At 62.3% G+C, this 12,168-nt stretch carries 10 protein-coding genes; 1 reads left to right on the forward strand and 9 read right to left on the reverse strand.

Annotated elements, in window-relative coordinates; genetic code table 11:
- Positions 1–198: 198 nt before the first annotated feature.
- From ACEWFR_RS02310 to ACEWFR_RS02325, 4 genes are read right to left on the reverse strand one after another with little or no spacing between them, the layout of a single operon-like run.
- Positions 199–2,193: a TRAP transporter permease gene (locus ACEWFR_RS02310; RefSeq protein WP_374059518.1), complete on the reverse strand. Its 1,995-nt coding sequence runs from the start codon at positions 2,191–2,193 to the stop codon at positions 199–201.
- Positions 2,194–2,218: 25 nt separating this feature from the next.
- The gene (locus ACEWFR_RS02315; RefSeq protein WP_374059519.1) at positions 2,219–3,229 is read right to left on the reverse strand and encodes a TAXI family TRAP transporter solute-binding subunit; all 1,011 of its coding nucleotides are present in this window, start codon (positions 3,227–3,229) and stop codon (positions 2,219–2,221) included.
- Positions 3,165–3,845, reverse strand: coding sequence for an acyl-CoA dehydrogenase family protein (locus ACEWFR_RS02320; protein WP_374059617.1), 681 nt, complete (start codon positions 3,843–3,845; stop codon positions 3,165–3,167). Before ACEWFR_RS02320 ends, ACEWFR_RS02315 begins: the two co-directional genes overlap by 65 nt.
- 41 nt (positions 3,846–3,886) lie before the next feature.
- Positions 3,887–4,630, reverse strand: a complete 744-nt coding sequence (locus tag ACEWFR_RS02325) for an IclR family transcriptional regulator (protein ID WP_374059520.1) — start codon at positions 4,628–4,630, stop codon at positions 3,887–3,889.
- A gap of 338 nt (positions 4,631–4,968) precedes the next feature.
- Here ACEWFR_RS02325 and ACEWFR_RS02330 point away from each other — a divergent pair, with 338 nt between their 5' ends.
- Positions 4,969–6,279: an acyl-CoA dehydrogenase family protein gene (locus tag ACEWFR_RS02330; protein ID WP_374059521.1), complete on the forward strand. Its 1,311-nt coding sequence runs from the start codon at positions 4,969–4,971 to the stop codon at positions 6,277–6,279.
- Between the two features lie 117 nt (positions 6,280–6,396).
- Here the strand turns inward: ACEWFR_RS02330 and ACEWFR_RS02335 are convergent, their stop codons facing one another.
- From ACEWFR_RS02335 to ACEWFR_RS02355, 5 genes are all read right to left on the reverse strand, one after another.
- Entirely contained in the window at positions 6,397–7,311 is a 915-nt protein-coding gene (locus tag ACEWFR_RS02335) for an SDR family NAD(P)-dependent oxidoreductase (RefSeq protein ID WP_374059522.1), read from the reverse strand.
- Positions 7,311–8,072: a citryl-CoA lyase gene (locus ACEWFR_RS02340; protein WP_374059523.1), complete on the reverse strand. Its 762-nt coding sequence runs from the start codon at positions 8,070–8,072 to the stop codon at positions 7,311–7,313. The genes ACEWFR_RS02335 and ACEWFR_RS02340 overlap by 1 nt, the downstream gene beginning before the upstream one ends.
- Before the next feature lie 31 nt (positions 8,073–8,103).
- Positions 8,104–8,901: an enoyl-CoA hydratase/isomerase family protein gene (locus ACEWFR_RS02345; RefSeq protein WP_374059524.1), complete on the reverse strand. Its 798-nt coding sequence runs from the start codon at positions 8,899–8,901 to the stop codon at positions 8,104–8,106.
- Positions 8,898–10,592 carry an acyl-CoA synthetase gene (locus tag ACEWFR_RS02350; protein WP_374059525.1) on the reverse strand — a complete coding sequence of 565 codons (1,695 nt, stop codon included), beginning with the start codon at positions 10,590–10,592 and terminating at the stop codon, positions 8,898–8,900. The genes ACEWFR_RS02345 and ACEWFR_RS02350 overlap by 4 nt, the downstream gene beginning before the upstream one ends.
- 309 nt (positions 10,593–10,901) lie before the next feature.
- Positions 10,902–12,077, reverse strand: a complete 1,176-nt coding sequence (locus ACEWFR_RS02355; RefSeq protein WP_374059526.1) for a CaiB/BaiF CoA transferase family protein — start codon at positions 12,075–12,077, stop codon at positions 10,902–10,904.
- Positions 12,078–12,168: the final 91 nt, after the last annotated feature.

Here is a 12,168-nt window from a genome sequence, read left to right on the forward strand (position 1 = left end):
GAAACGGTCCGCATTCCGCTCGCGATGCTGTCGATTCGCTTCTTCGAGACACGGTCGAAACGGGAGAGGATTCTCGCGTTCGAATCGGTACGGATCACGGTCGACGGAGCACTGTCGACCGTCCGTCGGTTGACGCGTTCGTCCCGCAGTGTTCCAGCGGACGTATCCAATGAGCCGCACTCGAAAAAAGAGAGGTCTTCAGGCGGGAGCGGCCGTTGCCGACTCCTGACGTTCCATATAATGGAACGCGACGACAACGAGGACCGCCAGAACGAATCCGCCCGCCTGGATGGTGGACGTTCCCCAGAACATGATGGCAACGAGCACGCCCACTCCGACGGTTTTGATGCCGACGGAGACGTACCTGTTGTAGTCGATGTTGAAGTGGATGATGGTGACGATCGCGATGAACGTCGCGAGCAGGTAGATGAACGTCAGCGGTGTGTCACTCCCCCACTGAGCGATGCTTGGGTGGTAGATAATCGTGTACGGGAGGATGAACAGCGGCGCTCCCATGATCATCGCCTTCTTCGCCACCTGGGTGAAATCCGCTTCGGCGATACCGCTGGCGATGACGGCCGCGAGTGCGACCGGTGGCGTGATTGCCGACAGGATCGCGAAGTAGAACACGAACAGGTGCGTGTTGAACTCCGAGATGCCGAGGTCTCCGACGGCCGGTGCGACGAACACCACGACGACGACGTACGCGGCGACGGTCGGCATCCCCAGGCCGAACATGATCGACAGGATCATCGCCACGAGGAGTAGCGGGAAGAGGAGTTCTCCCGAGAGGCCCAACATGAGGAACGACAGTTCCTGCACGATGTTTCCGCTGCCGAGCATACTGACGAAGATCGCAATCGCACCGAGGACGACCATGATCTCCGCGCTGGCTATCGCACCCTTCTGGAGGCCAACCAGCAGGTTACGACCGTAATCCTGGAGCGCAGACCGTCTGTCACTCATGAGGATCATGTTCCAGACGAGTTGGAGTCCGATGAGGGAGATGACCGAGTGGAAGCCGGCGGTAAGCGGCCCGGTCTGTCGGATTCCGAGGTCGTAGATGAGGATCAGCACGGACGCGAGCAGAGGCAAGTAGACGTACCACGGTTGGTCCGCGTCCTGCGTCGTCTCCAGGACCTGCTCGTCGTCCGCGTCGGACTTGCTGAGATCGTACCCTTTACTGACGTAGTAGACGGTGATCGACACGGTGAGGTAGAAGATAACCGCCGGGAGCAACGCCCCCACGACGACGTCGAGGTAGCTGATGTTCAGGAAGGAGGCCATGACGAACGCCGAGGCCCCCATGATCGGGGGAAGGACCTGGCCGCCCGACGAGGCGTTCGATTCGATGGCCGCAGCGGTTTCGCCGTCCATCCCGTAACTCTTCATCAGCGGAATCGTCACGGCACCCGTCGTCGCGGTGTTGGCCGCTGCACTGCCCGATATCGATCCCATGACGAAGCTCGTCACGACCGCCAGTTGCGGCACGCCTGACTGCAGGTGTTTGTTCATCCGTCTCCCGAAGTCGATGGCCAGTTGCAGCGCACCGAACTCGATCAGGAGACTCGCGTAAACGAGGAAGATGACGATCCACTGCGCGCCGACGCCGGGGAGGAATCCGAAGAGTCCGATGTCGAACACGAGGGAGGACCGCTCGAGGACACGCATTAGCGTGATGCTGCTGTGACCGAACGTCCCGGGAATGTACGATCCGAACATCGCGTATCCGACCGACAAAACGACGATCCCGGAGACGAAGAACCCGTATCTGAGGTACGTGAAGAGGAGTATTAATACGACTAATACGAGCGCGAACATGTACTCCATCTGCGTGTAGTTGAGAATTCGAGACAGCATCTCGGAGTACGTCGTCACGAAATAGTACGTGATGTAGAGCATCAACGCTGACGTGGCCAACTTCGCGACGAACAGCACCTTGCCGGAGATCACATCCAGATCGGCTTCGACCAGCTGGACCATCAAAAACACCGATAGGCACAGCGAAATGATGGTATGTTGGTCGCTATTTACGAGATACGTATACCCGTATGCGATGTGATAGACAGAGAAGACGAGTGCGCTGAGGGTGAGTAACAGCCATTGTGCGTTCTCGAGCGTGAAATTCAGTGCCGGTAACTGGTCCCCTTTCTCTTCTAAACTCAGCTCCTGATCGGAAGATGTGTTCGACATAATTGGAGAGTGAAAGGACTGCTACTTATCCTTCGATCAGGTCTTCGTTCCAGAGATCGTTCTCCTGGTACCACTCGACGGCTCCCGGATGGACCGGCGACTGCGTGAGCCCCTCTACCGCGTACTCCTCGTTGAACAGTCCGAGGGCGTCGTGGACCTCCTGTATCTCGTCAGTGTTGCTGAACGAGATTTCACAGAACTCCTTGACGAGTTCGTTACTGAGGTCCGGGTGAACGTACCACTGGTACGGCGCCGTCGGCGATTGGACCGTGTCGATGTTCGTTTCGAACCCGAAGACCTCGTTGACCGGCACCTCGGTGACGTTGAGGTACGGGTCCTCTTCGATCGTCGAAAGCTGATCGTCGCTGAACTCGAGGACTCGCAGGCTGTCCATGCTGTTCAGCTGTTCGGCCCACCCGGGAAGCGACGTCCCGCTCGCCATCACGTACGTGTACGCGGCGTCGACACGCCCTTCCTCGAGAGCGAAGGGAATGTCCGACCAGTCGCCCTGTGTGAGTTCGATGTCTTCGTAGAGTCCGACGCTGTCGAAGGGAATCGCACCGACGAAGCGGGACCCGGCAGCGCCGTTGTGAACGGTCTTCCCCGCTAAGTCGTCGATCGATTGGATGCTATCGTCCGCCGTCACCCAGAACGGACGGATATCGGCGATCGCCATGACCTGTTGTGGGACGGTCGGAACGGTGTTGTCACCGCCGAACTGGGCGCCCGGTCGACTCTCTTCGTTATAAGAGGCCATCCCCATCGCGCTCGTCCCCCGAGTGATGTGGTTCTCACCCGCGGCACAGAGCCTGTAGGCCTCTTCCGACCCACCAGTCGTGTTGAGGGTCAGGTTGATATCTGTATCAGCGTTCTCGAAAAGCTGGGCCCACCCGCTTGCCTTTATGTATCCGATCGTTCCCTCGCGCGTAATCCCGAAACTCCAATCGGTGGTATCACTCTCAACGCTACTATCACCGTTCCCCCCACCGATGCAGCCCGCTAACCCTGCTAGTCCCGCTACACCTGCGGCCGTCATAAAGCGCCGTCTGTTGTACGACATCCGTGTCATGATGACCCAACCCAGACCATATATACTTATTTGTATATATTATATGTATTCTCCCAGAATGGAAAGGGACGATAAAAGTCTTCGCCAGTTCGTTGGAGACAGGACCGATCTGGAAAAAGCGAGCGTCCCGCCACAACCGATTGATATCGTACTCCTCGGTCACCGACCAGCCGCCAAACGTCTGCATTCCGTGGTTCGCCGCCTCGTATGCGGCGTTCGATGTCGCGACTTTCGCCGAATTCACAGCGATCCCGACGTCGTCGCCGTCGTGTTCGTCGCGGTCGACGAGAAACATCGTGATCCCGTGGGTCCGGTCCCCCTCGTCGGGCGGACTCGTCCGGGCCACGACGAGTAGAAGATCGGCTCGAACCGCGTTCGAAATGTAGGTTTTTTCGCCCTCGATTACCCATTCATCGCCGTCTTTCGCGGCCGACGTCTGCATCGAAAGCGTATCGAATCCAGTCCCCGGTTCGGTCAGAAAGAACGCGACGTTCGCCTCACCGTCCGCTAATCGCGGGAGATACGCTTCCTTCTGGGCCTCCGTTCCGTTCCCCGCGAGTGCGAGCTGTGCAAGCCCGTGAATGCTATCTCTCGTCGGCTATCGGACGCCCGTCCGATCGGCGCTCACGCGTGGGCGATCTCGAGTTCGAGTTCGTTCACCGTCTCCAGCAGTGTCGTCGAAAGCTCGTCTTTCACGCCGGGTCGGCCGAGTCGGTTCGCCGGCACCGAGACGCTCATGCTTCCGAGGACACGCTTCTCGTCGTCGAACACCGGAGCGCCGACGGACCAGAGTCGCTCGACGTATTCGCCGTCGTTGAACGCCAGTCCCCGCGAACGGACGTTCCGAAGCGCTTCCCGGAGCGCGTCCAGGTCGGTGATCGTGTTCGGCGTGACCTGCCGTCGATCGGATTCGGAGACGATCGTCTCGATTCGTTCCGGCGGGAGGTTGGCGAGTATCGCCTTGCCGCTCGCCGTCGCGTGCAACGGCACGAAATCACCCGTGTGAACTCCGGTTCGGACGGCGTTCTCGCCGGTTTCCGAGTAGAGGAACACCGCGTTCGTTCCCTCCCGGACGACGTAGTGGGCGCGTTCACCCGTCCGTCGAGCCAGTTCCACCACCTTCTCACGGGCGGCGATCCGGTGTGGTTCGCGACGGCGCGTGTCCAATCCGAACTGAAGAAACCGAAGCGAGAGTTCGAGATCGTCGCCGGACTGGACTAGGTAGCCGGCGCGTTTGAGCGTCTCGACGTGGCTGTGAACGGTGCTTTTTGCGAGGCCGGTCTCGTCGGCGAGCGCCGTCACGCCGGCCCGGTCGTTTTGGTGAACCGCCTCGAGGATCGCCAGCGAATTCTCGGTTGCGTCGATCATGTGTTCCTCCGGCGGGGTCTCACGGCCCGTCGATCGGTAGTTCGCCCCTGCCGAACGTGATGAGGTTCGACCAGTTGCCACATAACGGTGCTGTTTCCCGTTCGGGAGGCCCTGCCGAACGAGTTCCGGGTGGACGTTCGTCTCGCATCGATGCGCGTCGTCGAGAATTCGGTCCGAAGATGTACGCTGGCGGTCGACAGCGGGCAAATTCCGCCGAACGATCGTTCCGTGGACGCGTTCACGCCTCCCGAACACCGAATCCTCACGAACCCTGTCCCGTCGCATTATTTTCGAGTGTTTCTGGCGTTTATTTTCTGAAACACTTATGATCGTGGGTCATGTCAGATGAGGCATCCGCTATGATCGGGGAAGACACGGTCCTGACAGACGAGGAAGAGGAGTATCTGGCCGACGCGATAACCACCCTCGAGACCGAGGTGTTCGTCGATGGGCTCGGCCACGACCACTTCCGAGCACTCGACGAGAACGAGGGCTCTCGAGAGGAGTGGCAGGAGTACGTCAGTCGCATGGGAGACGCCGGCTTCAATGCGATCTCGGTCCCCGAAGCGCACGGCGGTCCGGGCGGGACCATCATCGAGACGGTGCTGGCCGAACAAGCGATCGGCTACTGCGGCAACATCGTCCACGCCTGCCAGACATCGCTGACGCAACACGTCGGACGGACGATGTACGAACACGGCAACCAGCACATCACGAAGAACTATCTCGAGCCGATGGCCGCGGGCGACCTCGTCGTGGCGCAGGCCTATACGGAACCCCGGAGCGGAACAGATCTCGCCCATCTCGAGACTGACGCCGAGAAGGACGGCGACGAGTGGGTGATCAACGGCGAGAAGCGATTCATCGACTTCGCGCCCTACGCTGACTTCTACTTCACGCCCGTGCGTACAAGTGGCGAAGACGGCGACCGTGAGGGCGTCTCGATCATCGTGATCGATCGTGATACCGACGGTATCGAACTCCTGCAGGACCAGTCCGATTGGCACGGCTTCCGGGGGACTGGAGCGTCGTGGATGCAGTTCGACGACGTCCGCGTGCCCGAGACCAACCTCGTGGGGAACGAGGGCGAGGCGTGGTCGTACATCACCGACGAGCTCAACCTCGAACACCTGACCGTCGCCCGTTACTGCCTCGGGGCGAGCCAGCAAGCGCTCGAGATTGCCGCCAACTACACCGCCAACCGAGAGGTCAACGAACGACCGGTCTCGCGGTACCAGGCCGTCAATCACAAGGTCGCCGAGATGGTGACGAAGCTCGACGGGGCGTACCTGCTTAACACCCGTGCAGCCCGGATTATGGACGATCGCGGCGTCTCCGCCGGCCGGATGGAGAGCGCGATGGCGAAGTGGCTCGGCAACGAGTTGGCTCACGAGATCGCCGACACCTGCATCCAGATCATGGGCGGAATCGGGACGACCACGTCGTATCCGGTCGAGCAGACCCAGCGCGACGTCCGCGCTGGCAGGTTCATGGGCGGTGCGACCGAGGTCATGAAGAGCGTCGTCCAACACGACGCCTACCAGCTGCTTCTGGACGAGGAGTTCGACGCCGACTTCGTCGGCAACGAACGCGAGGGGCTCCCCTGGTTGACCGAAGACGAGCAGCCGGCCCGGATAGCGGACGAGTAGCACCGCCCAACCTCACCGCAGACGGATCGAAACGATCTATCGCGCCGTTTGCACGGGAAAACAGCGGGCTGCGAACTGTGACGCCAAACCACCGACTCATCGACTCGCCCCGTCCGGTCACTCGACGAGCTCGTTCAACAGGCCGCCGGGTTCGGTCTTCGACCGCGGCTCCCCCTCGAGCAGGTCGTCGAACGCGGCAGCGAGGTCCGACGGATTCCAGCCGCCTTCTGTCGTCAGCGATCGATCCAGTTCGGGATCGGTGACGGTGAAGACGGTATCGCCGCCGATCGCGAACGTCCACCCGGTGACGTCGGTTGTGGCGTCGGACAGCAATACGATGGGCAACGCGACGACCTTCTCGGGACCCAGTTCGTCTCGCGGCAGTCGCTCGAGAACGTCGTCCGGAACGTTCGCGTCGAGCATTCTGGTGATCGCCGCCGGCATCATCGCGTTGACGCGGACGTTGTACTGATGGAGTTCGCGGGCGGCCGTTCGAGTGAGCCCGAGCACGCCCGCCTTCGCCGCGGAGTAGTTGAGCTGTGCGGGACTCCCTCTGGACGACGCAGACGATACCGAAACGAACGAGCGCTGGGTCTCGAGCCCCTCGGCGTTGCTGCGTTGACGCCAGTGACTCCCCAGGTGGTGAACGAGGTTGAAGTGACCGGTGAGGTGGACGTCCGTCACCGCGCTCCAGTCCGCCGGGTCCATATTGAATAGCATGTCGTCCCGAAGGAAGCCGGCGTAGTTGACCGCGCCGTCGATGCGGCCGTACGCCGCGACCGTTTCCTCGACCAGCGAGCCGACGTACTCGTAGTCCGTGATGTCCCCGAAACTCGCCGTCGCCTCGCCGCCGTTCTCGGTGATTTCGTCGACGACGTCGCGAAGCGGTTCCTCGTTCGCTCCCTCGCCGTGGGGCTCCGAACCGAGGTCGCTGACGACGACGCTCGCCCCCAGCTCGGCCATCCGAACCGCCGTTTCGCGTCCGAGACCGCTGGCACCGCCCGTGACGATGACCACCTTGCCGTCGATCATCACGGCTCACCCCGGTAGTCGACGTTCTCCTCGACGACGTCCCAGATGTCGCGGGCCATCGGCTCACGGGCCTCCTCGTTGAGATGGCCGACGAGTCCCGCCGAACGGGAGACCAGCGCGATTCCGCGGGCGACGAGCGGATCGAGCCCGAGTTCGGACACCCCGACGCCGATCGCTCCCGTCGCATTGATCAGCGGACGAGACCCGAACCGTTCTTCGGCCGCATCCTGAACGTCGAAGATGAACTCGAGGTATGGACCGTCCATCCCTTCGGCCTCGAGAATGTCGAAAATTCGCTCGGTCCGAGGGTCGGTCGGGTCGTGTTCGGGATGTCCGAATCCCGGCAAGCGGTCGTGCGTGGCAACGATGTCACGTGCGACCGCGTCGCTCGGCTCGCCGTCGTCGATCCGCGAGACGCCGTCCTGGACCATTTCCGCGACGTCCTGCATCGATCCGAGGAACGTCTTTCCCGCGCCGAGCAGACCGCTCGCGACCGCACCCTGTACCGCCTCTGGCGCGGAGTCGTACGTGAGCCGCGCCGCGATCACGCTCGGAGTGATTCCGTGTTCGACGACCGTGACCAGGAGCGTGTTGAACACTCGGGACTCCGAGTCGGTCGGCATCTCGCCCGTCAGGTGGAAGTAGAAGAACTCGCCGAAGTCGAGGGTTCCCATCAGGTCCGCCGTGAGATCCGCCCCTCTGACGGTGATACGCTGCTCGTCCGACGTCGCAATCGATGTTTGCAAGGGTTTCTCACTCATGCGAAGACCGTCTCCGAACTGCGGCTTATATCTACTCCCCGTGGAACTCCGGATCGCGGTCCTCGAAGAACGCGTCGACGCCTTCGCGGTGGTCTCGAGTCGACTGGAGTAACCCCTGTGACGTCGCTTCGTTCCGAATCGCCGTCGCGAAGTCGGCGGTAGCCCCCGCGTTGAGGTCTCGCTTCGCCAACGCGAGCGCCTCCGTCGGCGCCGATGAGAGGTCCGAAACCCACTCGTCGACCAGATCGCCGAGGTCCCCTGGCGGGACCGCATCGTTAATAAGTCCGATGTCGGCCGCCTCTTCGCCCGAAATCGGTTCGCCGGAGAACACGAGTTCCTTGGCTTTGTGGAGACCGACGAGTTGCGGAAGCAGGAACGAACCGCCGAAATCGACCGACAGTCCGACGTTCTTGAACACCTCGCCGAACGTCGCGTCCGTCGCGGCGAACACCAGGTCACCCGCCAGTGCGAGGTTCGCGCCGCCGCCCATCGCGACGCCGTCGACTTTGACGATCACCGGCTTCTCGAGGGAGAACACTCGCTCGACCGTATCTCTGACCTGATACAGGACTTCTCGCCGCATTTCGGGCGGCGTGACGTTCCGTTCGCGACGGCCCTTCATCCGGCCGATGTCGCCGCCCGCACAGAACGCACCGCCGGCGCCCGACAACACGACGCAGCGGACGTCGGGATCGCGCTCGACCGTCTCGAGGACGGCCGACAGGCGCTCGACCAGGGCGTCGTTCAGCGCGTTGTACTTGTCCGGTCGGTTCAACTCGACGCGTGCCGCGCCGTCGGTCACGTCCAGGAGAACGGGTTCATCAGTCATTGCGTCTCGCCTCCGTCTCGGAGCCGGTTTCGTTTTATCTTGCCGGTTATCGTCTTCGGCAGGTCGTCGACGAACTCGATCTCGCGGGGATACTGGAAGCGGGCCAGATTCGATTTGACGTGTTCCTGGAGCTCCTCGACCAGGTCGTCGGACGGCTGGACGCCCGCCGCCGGCTCGAGGACGGCTTTGACGACGTTCGTCCGCTCGGCGTCGGGAACGCCGACTACCGCCGCCTCCTTCACCGCCGGATGTGCGTTCAGGCTGGATTCGACTTCCGCCGGGCTGATCCGATAGCCGGAACTGATGATCATGTCGTCCCTGCGACCGAGGTACCAGACGTACCCGTCGTCGTCGATCCTCGCCGAATCGCCGGTCCGATGCCACCGTCCCTCTCTGACGGCCGCCGTCTCCGCCGGTCTGTCGAAGTATTCGAGATACATTGTCGGGTTGTCGTCCGTCGCGACCGCCAGTTCGCCCGCCTCGCCCGCGGGGAGTTCGGTCCCGTCGTCGTCGAGGATCGTCACCTCGCAGCCCGGCAGCGGCTTGCCGAGCGCGCCGAGCTTCTCCGCTCGCTCGTCGCCGAGCGGCGGATACCCGACGCTGTAACACTCGGTCTGGCCGTAGCCGAGCGTCCCGAACGCGTCGAAGCACTCCTCGGCCCACTCGAGCATATCGGGCGTGACGCGCTCCCCGCCCGCCGAGACGACGCGAAGGGAGAGATCGTACGAATCGATCGTCTCACGGGGCAGATCCATCATCTGCCGGAGGGCTGTCGGCGCGGTGACGAAGATCGTCACGCCATAGGCCTCGAGTAGCGCCAGCGCGCGCTCCGGATCGAACTTGCCGTCGTACTTCACGATCGGCATCCCGAGCGTCCAGGCCTCGAGCAGGTTCGCGAAGCCGCCCGCCCAGGCGAGGTCTCCCGAGTGCCAGAGGAGATCGGTCTCGTGGAAGTCGCGCATGTACTGGCCGACGTACCGGTGTCCCAGGGCGTACCGGTGAGCGTGGAGGACACCTTTCGGATCGCCGGTCGTTCCGGACGTGTAGAACAGTTGAGCCGGATCGCTCGGCGACGTCTCGACGGGGTCGAACGAACTCGAGCGATCGGCGAGCAACTCCGCGAACGGAATCGGCCGGTCGTCGAGAGCGACTCCGGTATCGGTCTCTGCTCCATCGTCGGAAGCGACTCCGTGACCGTCGTCGCCCCGAACGACGACGACGTCGAGCGACTCGGGAGTGTCTATTTCCGCGAGTTTCTCGAGGCCGCGCTCGTCGGTGACGACGAGTTCGGGCGATGCGTCTCGGATGCGGTCCGCGATCCCGTCGGGCGCGAACAGGTGATACAGCGGCATGTTGATCGCGCCGAGCTTGTGACCGGCCAGCGTCGCGATCAGGGATTCGGGAAGCGTCGGGAGGAAGATCGCGACGATATCCTCGCGGCCGATCCCGCGGTCGCGAAACGCGTTCGCGCACCGATTCGACAGCCGAGAGAGTTCGTGAAACGTGTAGGACTCCGCATCGCCAGTGTCGTTCTCCCAGTAGAGGGCTACGGCGGACCGGTCGGCGGCCCACCGATCGCAGACGGCCTCCGCCATGTTGTACGTCTCCGGGCTCTCCCACTCGAACGACTCGTAGATCTCGTCGTAACGCCCCGGTTCCAGGTGCCGCAGGTCGTACGCGCTCTCGGTCATTCCGGGCCTCCCGCCGACGCGATCGGCTGAAGGCGAATCTCGGAAAACTCGCCCGGTGTCAGCGTTACCGGTTGTCTCTGCTCGATAAGTTCGAACGGTGCCATCGTGACACGATTTCACACACCAGCGCATAAAACTAGGTCACGACCGGCTCCGAGCGGGGCTACTGGTGGGAAACCGACGAACACCTCGGAGACCGCTCGTCGGTGACATCGGATAGGTTCGCCTCGACGGTGCCGCCGGCACAGTGTGGCCGCTGACGGAGAGCGGACCGGACTCGTCGCCTCGTGGTCGAACTCGCGCCGGAGCTTACTCGATGACGCCGTTGTTTCGGAGGGTTTCGATCCGTTCGTCGGAATACGCGAACTCCTCGAGCACTTCCGTCGTGTGCTGCCCCTTCGTCGGCGGTGGACTGCTGTATCCGGGCCGTTCGCCGTCGGACTCGAACGTGAACGGGAGGGCCGCGATGTCGACCGGCTCGTCCACTTCCGGGTTGTACGATTCGGTGAGCATGGATCGCGCCTCGAGATGCGGCAGTTCGACGACCTCGTCGATCGAGCGCACCGCGGCCGCGGGAACGCGCGCCTCTAACAGGAGCTGCTCGAGTTCCTCGGCGGTGTACGAGGCGAACGCCTCGTGTAGTTCCTCCCGCAACTTCGGCCGGTGTTCGATCCGATCGTCCATCGTTTGATACTCGGTTCTGTCGAGCAGATCGGACCGATCCACGGCCTCACAGAGTCGTTCGAACATGGTCTGGGTCATCGTGATCAGATACACGTAGCCGTCCGCTGCCTCGAAGAGTCCGTTGGGGGCGCTTCCGATTCCCAGCTCGCCGTTCCGTTCCGGCACCTCTCCCGTCGTGTCGTAGTTGGCGATCCAGTAGGACATCCAGGAGATTCCGACGTCGAACAGCGAGACGTCGATGTGGTCCCCCTCGCCCGTCTTGTCGCGCTCGCGGATCGCGGCCATGACTGCGAAGGCGGCGTTGGTCCCGGTGCCGCAGTCGATCAGGCTCGAGCGGATTCGGACGGGCGGTCGGTCCGGGTAGCCCGTCGTCGCCATCAGGCCCGACATCGCCTGAATGCACGGATCGTATCCGGGAAAGCTGCGGTTCGGACCAGTCTGTCCGTACCCCGACAACGAGCAGTAGACGATGTCCGGATTGTCCGCGGAGATTGAGTCGTAGTCCAGACCGTACTCGTCCAGGACGCCCGGGCGGAAACTCTCGATCAACACGTCGGCTTTCGCGGCGAGGTCCGTGAGGAGCTCCTGTCCTTCGTCGGTCTTTAGATCGACGCAGATGCTCTTCTTCCCGTTATTGTAGGCGGAAAAGAGGCTCCCCTTCATCAGGGGTCGAAAAGCGTCCCCGTTCGGCGGCTCGACCTTGATCACTTCCGCACCCATCTCACCCAACATCTGCGTGCAGACCGGCCCGGCGATCGACTGGGTAAAGTCTATGACATCTATGTCTGCTAACGGTTGCATGCGAAGTAGTCGCAGAGATGGATATATAAACATTCGGTCGCGGCCGCTTCGGAGCGTTCGTCCCGCCGGGCTGATCGTCCGCGTTCGGACT

This window comes from Natrinema sp. H-ect4 (assembly GCF_041894845.1).
Taxonomy (GTDB): domain Archaea; phylum Halobacteriota; class Halobacteria; order Halobacteriales; family Natrialbaceae; genus Natrinema.

Coding starts and splice junctions, on each gene's coding strand:
- ACEWFR_RS02330 (WP_374059521.1), top strand. CDS start 4,969: ATGTCAGATGAGGCATCCGCTATGATCGGGGAAGACACGGTCCTGACA.
- ACEWFR_RS02355 (WP_374059526.1), bottom strand. CDS start 12,077: ATGCAACCGTTAGCAGACATAGATGTCATAGACTTTACCCAGTCGATC.
- ACEWFR_RS02345 (WP_374059524.1), bottom strand. CDS start 8,901: ATGACTGATGAACCCGTTCTCCTGGACGTGACCGACGGCGCGGCACGC.
- ACEWFR_RS02315 (WP_374059519.1), bottom strand. CDS start 3,229: ATGACGGCCGCAGGTGTAGCGGGACTAGCAGGGTTAGCGGGCTGCATC.
- ACEWFR_RS02340 (WP_374059523.1), bottom strand. CDS start 8,072: ATGAGTGAGAAACCCTTGCAAACATCGATTGCGACGTCGGACGAGCAG.
- ACEWFR_RS02310 (WP_374059518.1), bottom strand. CDS start 2,193: ATGTCGAACACATCTTCCGATCAGGAGCTGAGTTTAGAAGAGAAAGGG.
- ACEWFR_RS02335 (WP_374059522.1), bottom strand. CDS start 7,311: ATGATCGACGGCAAGGTGGTCATCGTCACGGGCGGTGCCAGCGGTCTC.
- ACEWFR_RS02325 (WP_374059520.1), bottom strand. CDS start 4,630: ATGATCGACGCAACCGAGAATTCGCTGGCGATCCTCGAGGCGGTTCAC.
- ACEWFR_RS02350 (WP_374059525.1), bottom strand. CDS start 10,592: ATGACCGAGAGCGCGTACGACCTGCGGCACCTGGAACCGGGGCGTTAC.